Source organism: Streptococcus taonis (genome assembly GCF_029948085.1).
Taxonomy (GTDB): Bacteria; Bacillota; Bacilli; order Lactobacillales; family Streptococcaceae; genus Streptococcus; species Streptococcus taonis.
In genome coordinates, this window is record NZ_JARZZP010000006.1 from 1 (window position 1) to 20,276 (window position 20,276).

General features: G+C 40.3%; 18 protein-coding genes and 1 other RNA gene. 2 read left to right on the top strand and 17 right to left on the bottom strand.

The genetic code is table 11. From position 1 onward, the window contains the following. From QEZ38_RS04135 to QEZ38_RS04215, 17 genes are all read right to left on the bottom strand, one after another. Positions 1-2,310 (bottom strand): MiiA motif-containing surface protein (locus tag QEZ38_RS04135; protein ID WP_483887399.1); only part of this gene is annotated, 2,310 nt, incomplete at its 3' end. Between the two features lie 692 nt (positions 2,311-3,002). Then, positions 3,003-3,224 (bottom strand): hypothetical protein, encoded by a 222-nt coding sequence (locus QEZ38_RS04140; RefSeq protein ID WP_049549518.1) that lies wholly within the window; start codon positions 3,222-3,224, stop codon positions 3,003-3,005. A 300-nt stretch (positions 3,225-3,524) separates the two neighbouring features. Then, positions 3,525-4,157, bottom strand: a complete 633-nt coding sequence (locus QEZ38_RS04145; RefSeq protein WP_281335122.1) for a response regulator transcription factor — start codon at positions 4,155-4,157, stop codon at positions 3,525-3,527. Between the two features lie 11 nt (positions 4,158-4,168). Beyond that, entirely contained in the window at positions 4,169-5,167 is a 999-nt protein-coding gene (locus tag QEZ38_RS04150; RefSeq protein WP_281335123.1) for an envelope stress sensor histidine kinase LiaS, read from the bottom strand. Beyond that, entirely contained in the window at positions 5,164-5,862 is a 699-nt protein-coding gene (gene liaF, locus QEZ38_RS04155; RefSeq protein WP_281335124.1) for a cell wall-active antibiotics response protein LiaF, read from the bottom strand. Before liaF ends, QEZ38_RS04150 begins: the two co-directional genes overlap by 4 nt. A gap of 94 nt (positions 5,863-5,956) precedes the next feature. Then, positions 5,957-6,958: a type 2 isopentenyl-diphosphate Delta-isomerase gene (fni, locus tag QEZ38_RS04160; RefSeq protein WP_281335125.1), complete on the bottom strand. Its 1,002-nt coding sequence runs from the start codon at positions 6,956-6,958 to the stop codon at positions 5,957-5,959. Continuing rightward, positions 6,936-7,949 (bottom strand): phosphomevalonate kinase, encoded by a 1,014-nt coding sequence (locus QEZ38_RS04165; protein ID WP_281335126.1) that lies wholly within the window; start codon positions 7,947-7,949, stop codon positions 6,936-6,938. Before QEZ38_RS04165 ends, fni begins: the two co-directional genes overlap by 23 nt. Next, positions 7,936-8,889, bottom strand: a complete 954-nt coding sequence (mvaD, locus tag QEZ38_RS04170; RefSeq protein WP_281335127.1) for a diphosphomevalonate decarboxylase — start codon at positions 8,887-8,889, stop codon at positions 7,936-7,938. Before mvaD ends, QEZ38_RS04165 begins: the two co-directional genes overlap by 14 nt. Further along, positions 8,871-9,749 carry a mevalonate kinase gene (gene mvk / locus QEZ38_RS04175; RefSeq protein ID WP_281335128.1) on the bottom strand — a complete coding sequence of 293 codons (879 nt, stop codon included), beginning with the start codon at positions 9,747-9,749 and terminating at the stop codon, positions 8,871-8,873. The genes mvaD and mvk overlap by 19 nt, the downstream gene beginning before the upstream one ends. Before the next feature lie 122 nt (positions 9,750-9,871). After that, positions 9,872-10,921, bottom strand: a complete 1,050-nt coding sequence (cbpJ, locus tag QEZ38_RS04180) for a choline-binding protein CbpJ (protein ID WP_281335129.1) — start codon at positions 10,919-10,921, stop codon at positions 9,872-9,874. A gap of 96 nt (positions 10,922-11,017) precedes the next feature. Then, entirely contained in the window at positions 11,018-11,707 is a 690-nt protein-coding gene (locus QEZ38_RS04185) for a response regulator transcription factor (RefSeq protein ID WP_281335130.1), read from the bottom strand. An 11-nt stretch (positions 11,708-11,718) separates the two neighbouring features. Continuing rightward, positions 11,719-13,143 carry an NADP-dependent phosphogluconate dehydrogenase gene (gene gndA, locus QEZ38_RS04190; protein WP_281335131.1) on the bottom strand — a complete coding sequence of 475 codons (1,425 nt, stop codon included), beginning with the start codon at positions 13,141-13,143 and terminating at the stop codon, positions 11,719-11,721. 76 nt (positions 13,144-13,219) lie between these two features. Further along, complete coding sequence (gene mapZ, locus QEZ38_RS04195) at positions 13,220-14,683, bottom strand: cell division site-positioning protein MapZ (RefSeq protein ID WP_281335132.1); 1,464 nt, start codon at positions 14,681-14,683, stop codon at positions 13,220-13,222. Between the two features lie 12 nt (positions 14,684-14,695). Beyond that, positions 14,696-15,853, bottom strand: a complete 1,158-nt coding sequence (locus tag QEZ38_RS04200; RefSeq protein ID WP_153225682.1) for a THUMP domain-containing class I SAM-dependent RNA methyltransferase — start codon at positions 15,851-15,853, stop codon at positions 14,696-14,698. A gap of 81 nt (positions 15,854-15,934) precedes the next feature. Continuing rightward, positions 15,935-16,315: RNase P RNA component class B (rnpB, locus tag QEZ38_RS04205), an RNA gene on the bottom strand. Positions 16,316-16,333: 18 nt separating this feature from the next. After that, on the bottom strand, positions 16,334-16,663 hold the full coding sequence (gpsB, locus tag QEZ38_RS04210; RefSeq protein ID WP_311522587.1) for a cell division regulator GpsB: 330 nt from the start codon (positions 16,661-16,663) through the stop codon (positions 16,334-16,336). A gap of 69 nt (positions 16,664-16,732) precedes the next feature. Continuing rightward, positions 16,733-17,260: an SLOG family protein gene (locus QEZ38_RS04215; RefSeq protein WP_248034644.1), complete on the bottom strand. Its 528-nt coding sequence runs from the start codon at positions 17,258-17,260 to the stop codon at positions 16,733-16,735. Positions 17,261-17,327: 67 nt separating this feature from the next. Between QEZ38_RS04215 and recU the strand changes: the two genes are divergently transcribed. Together recU and pbp1a are read left to right on the top strand one after the other, a co-directional pair. Continuing rightward, complete coding sequence (gene recU, locus QEZ38_RS04220; protein ID WP_281335134.1) at positions 17,328-17,924, top strand: Holliday junction resolvase RecU; 597 nt, start codon at positions 17,328-17,330, stop codon at positions 17,922-17,924. Next, a complete protein-coding gene (gene pbp1a / locus QEZ38_RS04225; RefSeq protein ID WP_281335135.1) occupies positions 17,921-20,083 on the top strand; it encodes a penicillin-binding protein PBP1A in 2,163 nt (720 codons plus the stop codon). The genes recU and pbp1a overlap by 4 nt, the downstream gene beginning before the upstream one ends. Positions 20,084-20,276: the final 193 nt, after the last annotated feature.

Consider the following 20,276-nt stretch of genomic DNA (forward strand, 5'->3'; position numbering starts at 1 on the left):
TCCAGAATCGTCGTTAAATGTGATATCAACATCTGCATCTTCACCAGTATAAAGATAAACTTCTTTTTTGTTTGGAGTTGGATCTGAATAAGGAATCTCTACTGTTGGAGCTACGTTATCACGTGCAGGAGTTACAACTACAGTAACTTCAATCTCACCTGACTCTTTACCTTGGCTATCAACAGCTTTATACTTAACTGTGTAAGTGCCTTGGGTATTTGTATCAACTGTCTTAGTTGCAGTGTTTCCATTTACTGAGACAACTTCAGCATGAACCTTATCACCTAGGGTTGCTTGGGCATCATCTTCTTTATCTGCTACTGTAACAAGAGATGCAAGGTCAAGTTGAGCACCTTGTTGAACAGTTTTTGTGTTTCCTTCAACTGCTGATGCAATAGTTGGAGCTTGGTTTTCTACTGAGCGTGATTGCCAGTCAGCCACACTTGAGAAGCCACCTTCTACCACGTTTGAAATAGCTGCTACTTCAACACCTGCAATCTTGTCAGCCATTGTAAGGACAATCGTGTCTTGGAACTTACCGTGCTCAACTGATTTGACAGTTGCTTTGTCTGATTTTTGTGATGTCCATGCAGCTGAGGCACTGTCACGTTTAACTGGGATTTCTAGAACTTGACCTGAAGTATCTGTGTAGCGGAAGTAAGCGATCCCTGCATCGTGAGGAACCTTAAGAGTCACTTCTTTTTGTCCTGCAATAACAGCGTCTTGATTAGTAGACAAGCTTGAAGGTTCAACAGTTGTCACACCGACAGATACTGGTACTGTACGACGGCCACTTTCAGTACCGTTGACAGTTTGACTCACCTGTACTAGTTGACGTGGTTTAATAGTTGTACCATCACCTTGGTTGTTGTTCAAGGCTGTTGGAAGCTCACCAGTAGTCCAGTTTCCAGCGCTGTCAACAGTGACATTTCCGATATTTTGCTCCTGACCATCTACATAAAGCTTGATAGTTGCACCTGGAACCCCTGTTCCTGAAAGAGTGCTTGAAGTTGAAGCTACTGTTTGAACAGGAACATTAACAGAAGTTTTGCTCAAGTTTGGAGTCACACTTGGTGCATCAACCTGACTAACCAACTGCTTGTCATACTTACCTGAGATCGCATACCAGTTGTACATCGCTAAGTTTTTTACAGATTGCACACCTGCAATATAAGAAATCGTTTGTGATGGGTCTTCAACCACTGTACGGTAACGAACAGTGAACTTGCGAATACCTGAATAAATACTTGTATCAAGAAGGTAGAGTTTCTTAGAGTTATCCTTGACACCGTTCAAACCAGGAATCTTATTGTATTCACTGCCACCAGTAGTACCTATTACATATTTCTCAACCTGACTGTTATCATAAATATACTGCGTACCTTCTGCTTTTGCGTTTCCGTTACCATTACTCCATTCAGTTCGAGTATTATAAACGCCATCATACTCTGTTACTACATTATATGGGTCAGATACGTTTTTAGGAATTGAGAAATACCAGAAGGCACCTGCTTTATCGTATTGAGCCTCGTTAAAGGTTACCGTCCATTCCAAGACTGGACGTCCTTGACCGGATGGGTCTGTAGGAACTGTTTTCCCATTGACAACTTCATAGTCATCCAGCTGTCTGTACTCAATCTTAGCACGCTGAGTTGGATCTCCGTTCTCAATTTTTTTACCACCCTTGTATTCGAACTTAATATCCTGCCCTTCCATAGAGCGATCTTGAGCACGTTCTTGTCCTGCTGCTCGACGGCTTCTTGACTTAGGTTGAGTGGCTGAAGTTTCTGCTGGAGCTGCCACTTTGACAGTTTGAGCTGCTGACAAGTTTGCACTTGAACCATCTGCAAAAGTCACAACTACTGATCCGTCTGCTTGGATTTGAACATCAGTCGCAGTAGGATTTACCCCCTTAACAGCTTCCACTACATTTGCTTTTTCTTCATCTGTCAAAGCTGAAGAATTTGCAACTACTGTCAATGAAGGAAGCTGAACTCCATCTGCTTCCTTAGCTGTTTTTGCTGAAGTAGCTTCTGAACTTGTAGGATTTTCAGCAACCACAGGTGAAGTTGTTGACACCTCCACTGCTGGTGCTTTATACGTTCCTACTTCGTCACTAGAGCTTGCTTCAGCAGCTGAGTTGGCAGTTTTAGTCTCTACCTCCCCAGTATCAGCTGTGTCGGCCTTAACCGTTGGAGCTACCAAGGCTGCACCAACTGCAAAGACAAGCGAACAACCAAAAAGGAAATGTTTTCCTTTTTTAATCATACGCCAGTTCTTCTGCTCTGCATTTTTACGATTAAAATACATCACATTATCTCCTTTGTTTAAAAATAACTGCATGTCTTTTACATACAATTCAATTATACATCTCTTCTAGAAAATAGTCAATTAAAACAATTTTTGAACTTTCAAGTATTTTATAAACCCAAAACTACATATACACTGCCTTTTATCACTTAATATAGTTATCTAAAAATTAAGTAAAACAGGATTCTACACACACAGTTTTCTTCACTGGACCTTTTAAGACACAAAATTTCAAAAAAACAGAAAATTTACATTAAGTTTTCAGAATGAAAGAAAAAATATATGAATGGAGTTTTTATCAAAGAACATGAGTAACCCTAAATATTCTTGAATCTTTTACTACTCAAGAAAAATCAACCTACACTTTTTATTGACAAACCACTTAAGAAAGATGCTAGTCCAAGTATATATTTTTAACAAGACAATCGATAGACCTTCTTATGTTCTAGGAGGGTAAGGAAAGAGTTTTTAATGAATCCCATACTATAGGTGATCGCACACTAAAAATTTTTGCTTTTTTTGATTTTATAGGCTTAAAATGGTGTTTTCTTTTAAAAATTATGAGATAGCACCGAGGGATGCCATCGATTACACCTGTGAGAGTCAAATATAGTAGATTGAAATAAGATATGAACAAAGAGATTAGAAAAGTCAAAGTAATTTCTAGAAATATTTTTAGCAGTCATAGTGTACTATTCCAGATTCAATCCACTATAAAAGGACTTATACTCTTCGAAAATCTCTTCAAACCACGTCAGCTTCACCTTGCCGTAGGTATGGTTACTGACTTCGTCAGTTCTATCCACAACCTCAAAACAGTGTTTTGAGCTGACTTCGTCAGTTCTATCTGCAACCTCAAAGCAGTGCTTTGAGCAACCTGCGGCTAGCTTCCTAGTTTGCTCTTTGATTTTCATTGAGTATTAGTCTTCTAGCATACTGAACTAAATCCTTGGTCTAAATCATTTGTCTCTTTTTGCAGTCTGAACAACAGCGCTAGGCTCATTTGACAGACATCCTTCTCGAGATGATACTCTCTACTATTCTTGTTGTTAACAAGTTCTACTAGCTACCGCCTATTATGGTTTTTTCAAGTCAGAACCGAGTTTTCAGGACTACTTGAGATACTTGATGTACTTGTTAATCCTAAATTACTGTTTTTTGCTAAAAGTATCCAATTTACCGAATAAACCTTAGTTTGGCTCCAAAAGATGCATCTAGAAGTTCTCCTGCCCTACCAAGTGATGTTGAAAGGCATAAACTGCTGCCTGGGTGCGGTCGCTAACCTGAAGTTTAGCAAGAATGTTGGAGACGTGGGTTTTAACTGTCTTAAGGGAGATGAAAAGTTCATCAGCAATACGCTGATTTTCATAGCCCTTGGCGATTAGTTGAAGGACATCTCGTTCACGCGCAGTCAGCTCTTCATGTAATTCAATATGATTGCGGTTGTATTCTACCTTTTTACTCACCTCTTGTTCAATAGCGAACTCACCGGCTGCTACCTTACGAACAGCGTGTAACAATTCATCTGCGCTCGAAGTCTTAAGCATATATCCTCTAGCTCCAGCATTCAAGACTGGCATGATTTTTTCATTATCTAGGTAAGATGTCACAATCAAGATTTTAGCCTCTGGCCATTCTTTGAGAATAGCTAGTGTCGCATCAATCCCATTGACTTCAGGCATGACAATATCCATGACAATCACATCTGGACGAAGCTCCAAGGCCATGGAAATTCCTTCCGCACCATTGGTTGCTTCTCCTACAACCTCTACATCATCTTGTAATTCAAAATAACTTTTCAAACCAAGACGCACCATTTGGTGGTCATCTACCAATAATAGTTTCATCTTACTTCCTCTTATCTATCCAAATCAAGCAAGGGAATACGAATATCCACTGCCAAACCTTGCTTGGGAGCTGTTAATAATTGTATAGTCCCAGCCATATCTTCCACTCGTTCTTTGATATTTCGCAGACCATAGCTCAGTTCATCAACATCATCCAGCTGAAAACCACGACCATTGTCTGCAACCTTCAACTGTAATTCCGTTTCCGTTTGATAAAGGTAAACATCTAGACATGAAGCTTGTGCATGCCGAAGTGTATTACTAATCAATTCTTGTACAATTCGGAAGACATGCTCCTCAATCTTTTTAGGTAGTGCAGTTACCTGATATTTAAAACTTACCTTCAGCTCACTTTTTTCTTCTAGCTCTTTGAGGAGTAGCTGAATCCCCTCCACCAAGCTTGTTTGTTCCAGTTCAATTGGACGTAAATGCAAAAGAAGAATACGCAAGTCTCTTTGGGCTGTCTCCAAAATGGCAGTCACACTTTGGAGTTGTGTTTGCATCTTCTCTCTGTCTAATTTGGAAGCTTGTTGACTGAGTCCCGATAAAATCATATGGGCAGCAAAAATTTCTTGGCTGACCGTATCATGCAAGTCACGTGCGATTCGCTTGCGCTCCTTTTCAACAATTTCTTCTTCTTTGACCAAGGCCTGATTGTCTGCTTTTTGAATAGCTTCTGTCAACAAACCAAGCTTTCCTGACAAGTTTCTAAAACTTGCGTCTAAGTCAGCATCTCCTAGACTTTCAATATCTTTGCCAGCTAGCAGACGTTTGAGATTTGCTTGGATTCTTCTTTTTGAAATTTCATCAACAATTGTCCAGAATAGGACTAATAAAAAGGCCAGGGCAAGACTAAACATTAAAGCCAGAAATAAGACTTTTTCTGTCTTTTCTAAATCTTGGAAGAGAGAAGTCCACTCCAAATCTAAGACCTTAAAAAGGCTTCGAAATAGAAAAGCAACAAAGAGAAATGAGGTGAGTCCAATTAAAATATAGGGTTGCTTTTTCATCCTCTCACCACCTCAACATCTCCAACCATAGTTGTCAAAAGAATCTTAACACTCTTTGGACTCTTGAGATAATCTCTGGTTTCTTGATGAAATTGCTCATTACGTAAAGCACGTTTAGGCTGGTCAAAAAAGGTTAAATCTCCGTACAGAGAATTAACACTAAGACTGACTTCTACATCCACTGGTACAATAATTCTAGTAGTGCCGACTAGCTTTCTCAAGATGATGACATTATCATGATTGCTCAAAATCACGTGCTCTAGATGAATGGTATCCTTCCCCATGAGACGAAAAAGATTGATATCATCAAAGCGACAAGTCTGGTAGCTTGAGAAGTGGTGGAGATTTCCAAACCAGCGATTTTTCTCCCTCTTCACCGTCACTACTTCTTCAAAAATCAGATTGGTGTCTTCTCTTTCCTGGTTCATCATAGGATAAAGCAAGAACAGGCTGTATATCAAGGCCACAAAGATAGCCATAATGACAAAGGGATTGAGCATGATGATAAAGAAAAATAGGATGCTCACTGCCACTAATATGAGGTTATTTCCCTGTCTTCCAGTATAGTATCGAATCATCAGTAAAAACAAGAGCAAGATCAGCAGAAAACGGGAAAAATGCTCTGATACCATCATAATCAGAGCTCCTGTTAATAAACAAGCTTCAATAAATAGAAAAATTTGAAATTTTCGCATGTATCCGTCCTCTCTATTTTATTGTATCACAAAACCAAAAAGTCACATCAGTCTGAGGAATGATAAAAAGACCGGGACCAAAATCCCGACCTCCTTATAGTTGATCTTTTGCTTCTTTTAATTTTCCATACAGGAGATAGTCGACCTCTTGCAAATCCTCAATTTTTGAACAATTAAGGGCACACATAATCAAGCGTAGGTCTTCCTTCCAACCTTCAACAATGGAAATAACGACATCCACTGGGTAGTTTTCAACCAACTCTAACATGGTACGTGATAGTCCAACAGCCTTGGCTCCAAAGACCAAGCATTTGATGATATCTAGTGGATTGCGCACCCCTCCACTTACCAAAAGCTCCATCTTATCTTTCCAGTCTTGGGCATTGATAAGAACCTGCATGGTTGATTGCCCCCAATCATTGAGGTAGTCCCGTTGACCGCTACGACGATTTTCGATATAGGCAAAGCTAGTTCCCCCACGACCAGACAAATCAACCGTACGTATCCCCATCTCATATGCCTTAGCAATAGTCTTAACATCCATACCAAAGCCGACTTCTTTTAAAACAAGAGGAACAGAGATTTGCTTAGCATAATCTTTCAGATTGCTTTGCCACAATCTAAATTGACGTTCACCCTCTGGCATAAGTAATTCCTGCATGACATTAACATGAACTTGCAAGAGGAGAGGATTCATCTCTTTGACCGTTTGTAATCCTAGTTCAACAGGTTTGTCCAAGCCAATATTGGTTCCAAGTAGTAGGTCAGGATGATTTGACTTGACAGAGAAAGAGTCATCCGCTGGATCCTTGAGCGCCGCACTGTAGGAACCCGTCACAAATAAAATTCCACATGCCTCTGCCACCTGAGCCAATTTTTGATTGATTTCTCTGCCCTTGTCACTACCGCCTGTCATAGCATTTATATAAAAAGGAAAGTCCCATTTGCGCTCTGCAAATTCTGTCGAAAGATCAATCTCATCTAAGTCATATAAGGGTAGTGAGGAGTGGATTAACTCCACCTCATCAAAACTATTATAAGTACTTTTTTGTTCAAGGGCATAGTGGATGTGCTCAGCCTTCCGATTCGTCGTCATGTCCTATCCTTTCTTGATACAAGAGCTCAATCCCTAGATCAGCCCAGCGTTTTTTCAGTAATGTGGTCGAATCTTGGTCAAAACTGAGGGCTATCCCACAGTCTCCACCACCAGCACCACTACTTTTTGCAACAGCTTTTAAGTCTCGGCTGGCATCTTTTAATTGTCTGAGCGAAGGTGTGTAAATATCTGAACTCAAGCCTTCTAAAAGTTGGCTGGCTTGTTCTAGCAAGTCAATAATGGTTTCTTCTTGACCTTTCTGCAAAGCCTTTACCAAGTTAGCTACTGTTTCTTTTGAAGCTTGCAAGAAGCTAGCGTTCATATTATCCTTGATTTGCTTGACCATGTGACTAGACACCGCTACTTCCTTGGTCCAACCAACCAAAAAATCAAATTTCAATGCTGGTTCAACACTAGAAATAGAAAAGCCCCAATCACGTGCCAATACAGTTGGCAAGTCTTCCTTTTCTAGCCATTGTGCAACTTTTTCCCGATCAAACGACTGATAGAGGACTAGATCCTCTGAAACGATACAGGCAATGTCACCCATGGAACCATTGTCTCCACGTTTGAGAAGGACTGCACTCGCCAGTTTAAACAAAAGGTCTCTATCGGCTGGTCTTTCATAAAAAGCAAGCATGGCCTTGATAACCAAGACAACAACGCTGCCACTAGAACCCAGTCCAAACTTCTTGCCTTCACGTTCCATTTTCCCACGAATGTCTATGGAAAAAGGACGCAAGTCAACTCCTTGGGCAGTTAGATACTCCTCCACCAAGGCAACTGTTTCTTGAATCAAGGCATACGAAGAATCCGGTTGCAAGTCTACACTATAGAAAAACATATCTGAGTAGAGTCGATAATCATCAGACGCTTTAATCTCAGCCGTCATATAGATGGGAATAGCTTTTATTAGTGCCAACTGTCCTGGTTCTAAAATGGCATACTCCCCAGCCCAATAGAGCTTCCCACAAGTTTTAACAATCGTCATCTTGGCTCAAATCCTTTGTCTTTGAAACGATTAAGCGATAGCGTTGACCTAAGAGTTCTGATAGATGTTCCAAGTCTTTTTCTAAACAAAGAACCTTGACATTGGGCCCCGCATCCATGGTGAAGTAACAAGATTCTCCTTGTTCTCTAAGTTGACGAACGAAATCCATAGCCTCATAACTCGCATCTGTCAGATAAGAGAACGGCGGATTGGCAGTTTTTGTCGTAGCATGCATGGCAAGAGCGTTCTTTTCTGTTAATACTCCAACTTTCTTAAAGTCATTCTCCTTGAGGTAGACCAGCATATCCTTGTAGTCTTGTTCAGACTGACGAATCCACTCATCAAATGTTGTCGAAGTTTCCACACAGAGTTTCATACCATCCCGACTAGAGATTGGTTTTTTCTGGTCTTCCAAGACCAACATGATCATAGCTAGTTTCAAGTCAGTCTCGACTGGATAAATCTCTCCACTATCCTTGTCCCAAGCTGCTAAGGGACCATAAAAACTACGAGACGAAGATCCTGATGCAAATTTAGCTTCCAAAGCCAATTCTTTACGATCTAATCCTAATTGGAAATAGGCATTACAAGCTTTGACCAAGGCAGACAAACCGCTAGAACTTGAGGACAAGCCTGCTGCCGTAGGCATATTATTTTGAGTATCAATACGAACAAAACCCTCACCAGCTGGACGGTAACGGTCAATAATCTTGCTCATCTTGGCATGCTCCGCCTCATTTTGTAGCTGACCATTGATATAAAAGGCATCAGCTGTCGCATCCGTCGGTAGAGATGACAAAGTCGTCTCCGTGTACATATTTTCCAAAGTCAAAGAAATACTGCTAGTAGCAGGCACCATCTCTTTTTCTTTTTTCTTTCCCCAATATTTGATAATGGCAATATTGGCATAGGAACGTACTGTTACAGGCTTTCGATCCATGTCTGAACAGCTCCTTTCTCTTCTAATCTTTCTGCTAGTTCTTGCGCTTGGCTCTCATTAGCAACCAAGGCAATGATACAGCCACCTAGACCACCACCACTCATCTTGGCACCTAGAGCTCCATGTGCAAGAGCAGTTTCAACCAAGGCATCTGCCTCAGGACTGCTAACTCCAATTTCCTTTAGATTTCCATGAGCTTTGGTAAGAATCTCTCCCAGCTTCACGGCATCTTTTGTTTTTATCGCTTCTTCTGCTTCTTGGGTCAACTCTCCTAGCGCATGCAAGAAAGGTAAGGCATCCTTGCCCTTGCTCTCAACAACTTGGATAGCTTCACGAGTATGTCCATAAACTCCAGTATCTGCAATAACCAGATAAGCTGACAAATCCATGGTTAATTCTTCAAAACCAACATTCTTGATAAAACGAATAGGCTGGTCACTAAGACAGGTCTTGGCATCTAAACCACTAGGATTCATATGGGCAATCATCTCCGCCCGATTGACCAAAATTTCTAAAACATCATGTGGAAGTTCTGCTTGGTAATAATCAAATACCGCTCGAATGGCCGCAATACTTATGGCTGCTGAAGAACCCATCCCACGTTTTTCAGGAATAGCCGAGTCAATTTGACAACGGATGCAAGCATCCTGGATATTTAAATACTCAAGAGAAGCATACACAGCCATAGACAAGGTGTCCTCTTCAAACAGACGCCATGGTGTCGCTGCTGGAACCACCCGACAAGTCACCTCCACCTCTAAAAGAGGTAAAGAGATGGCTGGGTAGCCATAAACCACCGCATGCTCTCCTATTAAAATAATTTTACTATGTGCCTGACCGACACCAACTTCTTTTGTCATTTAATCCTACTATCAGATGAAAATCATCTTTTTCTAGATAAAATTTTAGAACTTTATTCCTTTCTATTTTATTATATTTTCACAAAAAAAGCGATTGTTTCCTTCACAATCGCTTGTTTTCATTACTGAACCCACTCGCCATTATAGTTGACGTAGTAGCCACCTACAGTAGTATTCACAGCCAAGGCACCTGAACTATAGGCATAGTACCATTTACCATTAACTTGGAACCAGCCTGTCACCATAGATCCTGACGAACGAAGATAATACCAAGCATTATCGACATAAATCCAGCCAGTTTTCATATCACCGTTTTGAGCATCTAAATAATACCAAGTTGAACCTTCTTGATACCAACCTGTAGCCATAGCACCTGATGAACGGAGATAATACCATTTATTACCGACATAAATCCAATCTGTTTTCATATCACCGTTTTGAGCATCTAGGTAATACCAAGTTGAACCTTCTTGATACCAACCTGTCGCCATAGCACCTGATGAACGAAGGTAGTACCATTTGTTACCAAGATATTGCCAACCTGTTTGCATTGCAGCAGTTGTTGGATCGAGATAGTACCAAGTTGAATTGTCGTTAATCCAACCAGAACGTTTCTCACCACCAAGGTAGTCTTTCCCTGAAGAACCTGTTTTTGCTAGGTAATACCAGTTAGACTGATCGTAAAGCCAACCTGTTTTTAAAGAATGGTCTTGGTCAAAGTAATAGTTTGCTAATTTAAGAACTTCTGGGCCTTCAAATCCTTCACCATGTTTTTTGCCAACATTTAACGAATCCTTAGCCTCTAATTGTTGCCAACCAACAAATTCTTGTAGGACCCCATCTTGATTAAAGTAATACCATTTTGACATTGGCATATATTCTAATCTGATACCATTGGGGTAAGGACCAATGGTACTACCTTCATCTGGCATAGGAATATACTGCCAACCTACTACCATTTCTCCCATATAGTCAAAAAAGTAGGTTTTCCCATCAATCACTCGCCAGGCCGTTTCTTTGATGTCACCCTTCTTGTAGTAGGTTCTACCATTTTCTTGAACAAATTTCCAGCCTTCAGAATCTGAATCATCCGCAAATACTGTACTTGTTGCTAACAGACCAAAGAAGAAGACTGCGAGTCCAACTTGCATCATTTTTTTCAGAAATTTCATTCTTGTTTCCTCCAAAATGATTCTAGCAAAGTTCAAATCATATGTCAACATTTCAACGACTCAAAAAAAAGCAGTTACAAAACTGCAACTGCTTTTCTATTCTTGCATGGTATAACCAACACCACGCACGGTTTTAATGTAGCTTTTCTGACCTTTTACATCCAGCTTGCTACGTAGATAACGGATATAGACATCCACGATATTGGTTTCGGTCGCACTTTCATACTTCCAGACACTTTCCAACAACTGCTCACGAGTCAGAACTTTCTTGCTTCCCATTAGAGTAGCCAAAAGGTCATACTCACGACGCGTCAGAGCAATCATCTCTTCGCCACGATAAACGGTATGATGTTCTACATCCATACGCAGATTTCGGTAAGACGTTGGAACCTTCATCTGACTACAGTGTTGGTCGATAAAGTCCCGACCTCGGAAAATGGCTGAAATACGAGCTACCAGATTCTCAATAATAACTGGCTTATAGATGTAAGAAACGGCAAAGCGTTGGATTGCCTCAATCTGATTTTGCAAGTCTTCGCGATGGTCCAAGACCATGATCACTGAGGCTGGCTTAGTCCGACTCAGCTTGTCTGCAAAATCCTGGGCTGTCATATCCCCCAGATGAGCATTCAATAAAATCAAGTCATAGTCTGTCTGAAGAGCCATGGAGAGGGCTTTTTGCCCCTCCTCAACCTGATCAACTCGGTATTGCTCTTTTTGGAGTTCCAAACTTAAAAAATGAGCTAGATTTCGTTCTTTCTCAAGTAATAAAATCCGTTTCCCCATGGCAGACCTACTTATTTTTCGTCATACCAAGAGTAGTGGAAGGTTCCTTCTTTGTCTTTACGTTGGTAAGTGTGGGCACCAAAGTAGTCACGTTGCGCTTGGATCAAGTTAGCTGGAAGGTCAGCTGAACGGTAGCTATCAAAGTAAGTAATAGCTGCTGAGAAGGTTGGTACTGGCACACCAGCTTGAACAGCAAGGGCTACGATATCACGTACTGCTTGTTGGTACTTAGCAGTAACATCCAAGAAGTACTCATCCAAAAGAAGGTTGGCAAGGTCTGCATCACGATTGTAAGCATCTGTAATCTTTTGCAAGAAACGAGAACGGATGATACAGCCATCACGCCAGATAGATGCGATGTCCGCAAATGGCAAGTTCCAGTTGTTTTCTTTAGAAGCTACACGCAATTGAGCAAAACCTTGTGCGTATGAAATGATTTTTGAGAAGTAAAGGGCTTGACGGATTTTTTCAATCAATTCAGCCTTGTCTCCTTCAAATTTGAAGGCAGCTGGTTTTGGAAGAACCTTGCTTGCATGTACACGTTCTTCTTTGTAAGTTGAAATGTAACGTGCAAATACTGACTCAGTGATGAGTGACAAAGGCACACCGAGGTCAAGTGATGATTGGCTAGTCCATTTACCAGTTCCCTTGTTTCCTGCAGCATCCAGGATGTAGTCTACGATTGGTCCATCTTGACCTTCATCATCTTTACGTCCAAGGATATCAGCAGTGATTTCGATCAAGTAGCTGTCCAATTCACCCTTGTTCCACTCAGTAAAGATTTCAGCCATGTCTTCTGCAGAAAGACCAAGCAAGTGTTGCATAAGATCGTAGCTTTCTGCGATCAATTGCATATCACCGTACTCGATACCATTGTGGACCATTTTTACATAGTGACCAGCTCCATCAGGACCGATGTAAGTTACACATGGTTTACCATCTTCTGGAGCTTTAGCAGAGATTTCTTCAAGAACATCTGCTACCAAGTCATAAGCTTCTTTTTGTCCGCCAGGCATGATAGATGGTCCTTCAAGGGCACCTTTTTCACCACCAGAAACACCTGTACCGATAAAGTTGATACCTGAGTTAGCCAACTCTTCATTACGACGAATAGTATCTTTATAGAAAGTATTTCCTCCATCGATCAAGATATCACCTTTATCCAAGTGTGGAAGAAGGGCTTGAATGGTCGCATCTGTACCAGGTCCTGCTTGAACCATAAGCATGATACGACGTGGTTTTTCAATTGAGTTTACGAAGCTTTCGATATCATAGCTTGGCACGAAGTTTTTATCAGGGTGGCAAGCAATCACATCTTCAGTTTTTTCTTTACTACGGTTATAAATAGCAACTGTATAACCACGAGATTCAATATTAAGGGCAAGGTTACGACCCATTACGGCCATACCAACAACACCAAAGTTAGCTTTTGTCATGTGACACTCCTCTTGTTTAATATGTTTTATTTTATCATGTTTATCTGTGAAAAGAAAGAATTTTGTAACAATTTGACTAGTAGTCTAAATCATCCGCATGTCCAGAACCATTCCCTACAAAGTAACCTGTCTTACAATTAAGGGTAAAGAGATAGGTTCCATCTGGTTTATAAAGATTATAGTAGCCATTGCCATTAACAATATTCACAGGTTCCAAAATGTATTGGTTACCCGTAATGTAGCCACGCGCACGTGAGGTCGCAAGGATTTGCTCCAGAACACCATCCGTAAATTCCCAAGCAGGATTACTGCTATCATTAATAGCTGATTGGTTATAAGGAACACGACTGACACTTCTTTGTAGATTCACACCATTGCTTGCTAGTCCACTATTAAGGATATTATTTGCTGAGGCTGTTTCACCCGCTGAAGTTGATGCATTAGCAGAGCTGCTAGCATTGCTTTCAGTTGCTGAGTTTGACTCTGTTTGGTTTGATGAACTTGATTGACTACTGCTTGAGCTTGTAGAACTTGAAAGTTGACTCTTACCGAGACTAATGGCCTTATCTAGCAGTTTATCAATTTCAGTATTCCCAGTCTTAACTTCGGTAAATTTAGCATCTGCCTTTACTTTAGCATTTGTATTTAGAACACCATCTGTGATAGCTGGTGTTTCAAATTGAGCATTAACATCTTGTACCGCTTTGATTTGTGTTTCAAGACTATCGTATTTTGATTTGGCAAGAGTATGCTCACTAGCTCCCTCAAGTTTATCTAAAAGTTCTTTGAGCTGACTCAGCTGACTAAACTGACTATTTTTTAGGGCAGTTTTATTCTCATCAGTATAAAAAGTATCATAGAGACTGTTAAATTGATTGAGAATTGCTTGATTACTTACCAAACCTGCATCAGATGACTGAGACTGAATTTCTTGGGAAGAACGCGTAATTTGACGATAAACATAGTAGCTACCCCCAATAATCAAGACAACAATCGCTAAAAGAGCTGACAAGATGACCCACAGCTTTTTGTTTTGTGGCTCATCTTCTGCTTGAGCAGAGCGAGATAAGGATTGATGTTCCTCTTGCAAAGCTTCATCATCGTCTGCAACAAGGGGCTCAGTTACAGGTTCCACTAGATTTTTATCCATAACCAAGGTTTCTTCAAGGGGTGGAAGGAGAAATTCTTCCATTGCTACTCCCTCTTCTTCAGCAGCAATCTCTAAGTCAGGGACTTCTTCTACTGGTTCAACCTCTTCATCAATTGTTTCTTTGGCGTCTTGAAGCAAATCATCTAGACTTCGAAGTTCCTCTTTCTTCGCCTGAATGTTAGTAAATTTATCAGCTTCGATTTCTTCACGGTGTTGTTTAATGTATTTGTCCAAAATCGTATCATCAGGAGTTACTCCTGCTTCGATTTCTTCATTTTTTCGAATAACTTGTCCAACCGTTAGATCCTTAGCTTCCTCAAAATCAAACTGAGGTTCCTGAGATATTTTCTCAGGTTCTAACAACTCTTCTTTTTTATCCTTTGGATCCATGGCAACTCCTTTCTAATCTGTCAAATTTCTTTTGACACGTTGACCAAAATATTGATATAAATCAACTTTCAAAGTACCATTGTAGAGTTTTCGTTTTTTGTCCGCCTGACTACCATATTTGCTTTCAAAGGCTTCATCACTAGTCAGGATAAACTTACTCCAAGTCTTGAGTGGTTCAAAAACCTCACCCATTTCAGCATAAAGTTTAGTTACTCCTGCATCATCTGACAGACGTTCACCATAAGGCGGGTTAGAGATAATAACTCCATTAATCTTATCCGTACGCAAATCCTGTACACGCATCTGCTTAAAGAGAATATCTCCAGATACTCCTGCAGCCTGGGCATTGGCCTTGGCAATTTCCACCATGCGTCCATCGATATCACATCCCATAATATCCAGTTCCAACTCACGATCCACTTTCTTAGCTGCCTCTGTGCGAACTTCTTGAATCAAACGATCGCTAATCCAGTTCCATTCCTCAAATGCAAAGGAACGGCGCAGACCAGGCGCCATCTTTCTAGCAATCATAACTGCCTCGATACAGAAAGTTCCTGAACCACAGGTTGGATCAATCAAAGGCTTATCAGGGTACCAGTTAGAAAGTTGCAAAATCGCAGCTGCCATATTTTCTTTGATCGGAGCTCCACCTTTTTCAGTACGATAACCACGTTTAAAGAGACTTGAACCAGTTGTATCAATCATAACAGTCGCTATATCTTTCAAAATGGAAACTTCAATCTTGAACTCTGGACCATTCTCCATCAGGGGAACACCTTCTGGTCGGGCATAGTGTCTTTGTAGTTTCTTAACAACTGCCTTCTTAGAAATCGCCTGCACACTTGGCTCATTGTGTAATTTTGACTTAACACACTTAGCCTTGGCAATTGGGAAACGGGCTCCAAGTGGGAGATAGTTCTCCCAATCTAGAGCAAAAACACCTTGGAAGAGTTCTTCAAATGTTTTTGCAGGAAAAGTTCCCACAACGATTTTGATTCTATCCGCAGCTCTTAGCCACAGGTTAGTTTGGATAATCGCTTTAACATCGCCTTGAAAACGAACACGCCCATTTTCAACTTGACAATCATAACCCAAATCTCTTACTTCACGTCCAACTACAGCTTCCAAACCCGCTGCAGCAGTCGCAATTAAATTAAATGTTGTTTTCATTTCAGTCTTTTATAGACCTTTCTTTATTCACTTTAAAAAATGAGGTTGAGAATATATCTCAGCCCCAACCTATATGCAATTTTCTATAAGCCATGTTTTGTTCCAGAAGTGACTAGGACCACTTCCTTCGATAATCATCTGTCTACCACTAGCAGCTCTAGCTGATAGCAGTCAGAGTACTACGTTCGTTTCCGCGCACTCCATGCCCCGACCAAAATTTGGGTTGCTAGCTTGAGGGGTTTACCGCGTTCCACTCTCTCCGTTTCCAGAGAGACTCCGTCACTGTGGCACTTTCAAGCCTACTCTGACCTATCAAAAGACTTAGCCATTTCAACTGCCGTAACGATTTCTCGTCCCTAGGCTTATGGTTTCGCCTAGCACAAACACTACAGGCATCACAGCCTGTGCTAGCATGGACTTTCCTCATGAAAAGAAATTCTCTTCACGCGATTATCCAAAAATTGCACAACAAAATCATTCTTAGAAATCAGAATTATCCAAGATTTGTTTGCCAAATACTTCTTTTTCAAGACGATTCAAACGTTTCAAAATATCAAAGTTTGTCATAGAAGTCGTACTTCCATGATCTGCTGATTCAGAAGTTGCTGGTGCCACTTGAGGTTTTTTCGCCAATTCTTCTTTGAGCTCCGCGATTTCTGAACGCAATGATTTTACTAATGCTGCATAAGTTTCATAATCCTTGATGACATCATCCAAGAATTCATCAACCTCTGCTTTACTATATCCACGTACTTCTCTTCCAAAATCCTGTTCAAAAATATCTTTTGCTGTAAAAATAATACTTGCCATGTCTCTCTCCATTCTCAGTTGCTAGTATTATTATATAAAAAAAGGCAAACAAAAAGCAAGGTCAAAGGCTCAATTTTCGGAAAAATTTTCAGCTACTTCGTTTAATTCCTCAAATGTTAATCTTTTTGTAATATAGTTGTCTTTCTTTTTCATCAGTTCGTAAAAATACTTCAGTTTTGTTTCATTTTCTTCATCATAAAAAAGATAGGCTCCATCTGTATTTTCAAGTAAGAAAAGTTGATAATCTCGTAATTGACCCTTGTGTTCATAGTTTGGATAGGCGTATTTTACAAAATCAACTTGTTTAAATTCACTAAGTTTAACCTGATTTCCCTCATTCCAGTTTTCCCCATGAGTCTCGAAATCAAAGATAGTTGCAAGTTGGAAACCAAAGTCATCTTTCATATCTCTGGCCACCTCTAAAACCCAGTGTTCAAATCCCAGTGTTCCCGTAAATACCAACCATTTCAAACCTTCGTCAGCCATTTTTTCCAAATCACTACGAATGGCTTTTTTAATAATTTTTAAACGAATATCTTTATCATTAAACAATCCTAAATCAAAGCTAGAATAGCCTAAAACCAAGGCTGTATGCATTTTTTCACCCTTTCTGTGCACTTTTATGGTATAATAGAGTGATGTTATTGTACCAATAAGGAGAATTATGGTCAACTATCCTCATAAACTTTCATCGAAAAAAAAACAAGAAGTCACCTCACAAACTAAAAATTTCGCAAATCGTGGGATGACCTTTGAAAAGATGATCAATGCTACAAACGATTATTATCTGACACACGGTTTAGCTGTTATCCATAAGAAACCAACTCCTGTTCAGATTGTCCGCGTAGACTATCCGCAGCGTAGTCGGGCTAAGATTGTTGAAGCTTATTTTAGACAAGCATCGACTACCGATTATTCTGGAGTTTATGAAGGGTTTTACATCGATTTCGAAGCCAAGGAAACCAAGCAAAAACATGCGATTCCGATGAAGAACTTCCATCCTCATCAGATTCGGCATATGGAACAAGTCCTTGAACAAAAAGGAATTTGCTTTGTCCTTCTTCATTTTTCTTCTTATCAAGAAACGTATTTATTGCCGGCACTTGACCTCGTCCGTTTTTATCATCAGGATATGGGAAAAAAGTCAATGCCGCTTGACTATATCAAAGAATTCGGTTATGTGATTGAGCAGTCTGCTTTTCCACAAATTCCTTACCTTGATACAGTCAAACAACATTTACTAGGTGGTAAAACAATATGAACAAACAAACTATCTTGCGCATCGTTAAATACCTCAGCATTGTTACGATTAGCTTATTTATCGTAGCTTTCCTACTTGGCGGTGGTGTATTTCTTTACTATGCAAACAAGGCTCCTGAACTCTCTGAAAGCAAACTTGTTGCAACCACATCAAGTAAAATTTATGATAGCAAAAATGAACTCATCGCAGATTTAGGTGCTGAACGTCGTGTCAATGCTCAAAGTAGTGACATCCCTACTGATCTTGTCAATGCGATTGTCTCTATCGAGGATCATCGCTTCTTTAACCACAGAGGAATTGATAGCATTCGAATAGCAGGAGCTTTCCTACGTAACCTTAGTAGTAATGGTGGTCTTCAAGGGGGATCAACCTTGACCCAGCAGTTGATTAAGCTGACTTATTTCTCAACATCAACAGCTGATCAAACCCTATCCCGTAAAGTTCAAGAGGCTTGGTTGGCTATCCAGCTAGAGCGAACTGCAACTAAGCAAGAAATATTGACCTATTACGTCAATAAGGTCTACATGTCAAATGGTAACTATGGTATGCAGACAGCTGCGGAAAACTATTATGGTAAGGACCTCAAAGACTTGTCCATTCCACAGCTTGCACTCTTAGCAGGTATGCCACAGGCTCCAAACCAATACGATCCCTATTCTCATCCTGAAGCAGCCCTTGAAAGACGAAACCTCGTTTTGTCAGAAATGCAAAAACAAGGCTACCTTACAGCCGAGCAATATGAAACAGCCATCAATACTCCAATCACAGATGGACTTCAAAGCCTGAAATCTGTTAATAGCTATCCACAGTACATGGATAACTATCTTAAAGAGGTTATTGACCAAGTGGAGCAAGAGACAGGTTATAATCTATTAACAACAGGTATGGAAGTCTATACAAACGTCGACCAAGAGGTACAAAAACGCCTTTGGGATGTTTACAATACAGACGAATACGTTGACTATCCAGATGATGACCTTCAAGCTGCTTCTACTATCGTTGATGTTACAAATGGTAAAGTCATCGCTCAACTTGGTTCTAGACACCAATCAAGTAATGTTTCATTCGGTATCAACCAAGCCGTCGAAACAAACCGTGACTGGGGTTCTACTATGAAACCAATCACAGACTACGCTCCTGCACTTGAGTACGGAATCTTCGACTCTACTGCAGCAACGATTAATGATGCCCCTTATAACTATCCTGGAACAGACATTCCTGTCTATAACTGGGATAAAGCCTACTTTGGAAATATCACTCTCCAGTACGCAATTCAACAATCTCGTAACGTACCAGCCGTTAAAACACTTGAAAAAGTTGGATTAGACCATGCCAAGACCTTCTTGAATGGTTTAGGAATTGATTACCCATCAATGGTATACGCAAATGCTATCTCAAGTAATACAGTTGAATCTCATAAACAGTACGGAGCAAGCAGTGAAAAAATGGCTGCTGCCTATGCTGCCTTTGCCAACGGTGGTATCTACCACAAACCAATGTATATCAATAAAGTTGTCTTTAGCGATGGCAGTTCAAAAGAGTTTTCAGATCAAGGTACTCGCGCCATGAAGGAAACAACCGCCTACATGATGACAGAAATGATGAAAACCGTATTAACTTACGGAACTGGTCGTGGAGCCTACATGTCATGGCTTCCACAAGCTGGTAAAACTGGTACTTCAAACTATACAGACGATGAAATTGAGAACTACATTAAGAACACTGGGTATGTTGCTCCAGATGAAATGTTCGTAGGATATACTCGTAAGTATTCAATGGCCGTTTGGACTGGTTACTCAAACCGTCTTACTCCAATCGTAGGAGATGGATTTAGAGTCGCTGCAAATATCTACCGCTCAATGATGGGATATCTGTCAGAGGATGATCATCCTGGTGATTGGACAATGCCTGAAGGTTTGTATCGTAACGGAGAATACGTCTTTAAGAACGGTGCTCGTAACAACTGGATTCCACAGTCAACTCAAGCAAGTTCGACAACAGAGAGCTCAAGTTCAAGTACAACTTCAACAACTGAAAGTCCAAGCTCTTCGAATGATAATACGAATGGCACTACCAATCCAAATGCCTCAGTACCAAACACAACTACAAATAGTCAACAACAAAATCCAGCCCCACAAAATACACAAGGGCAGCAATAAAATATAAAAAACTGAGGATTTATTCTCAGTTTTTTGTATGCAGTTTTTTATGGTGGAATCTTAATGTCTACTAGTTCAAACTTTTTAAAAATATGTAGAGAAACAACTGAACAGGTTAAATATTTCAATCGCAACCTTATCCCCAACACAAATCAAATAGTCGGGAAAACTGTTTAAAATTATAGATAAAAGA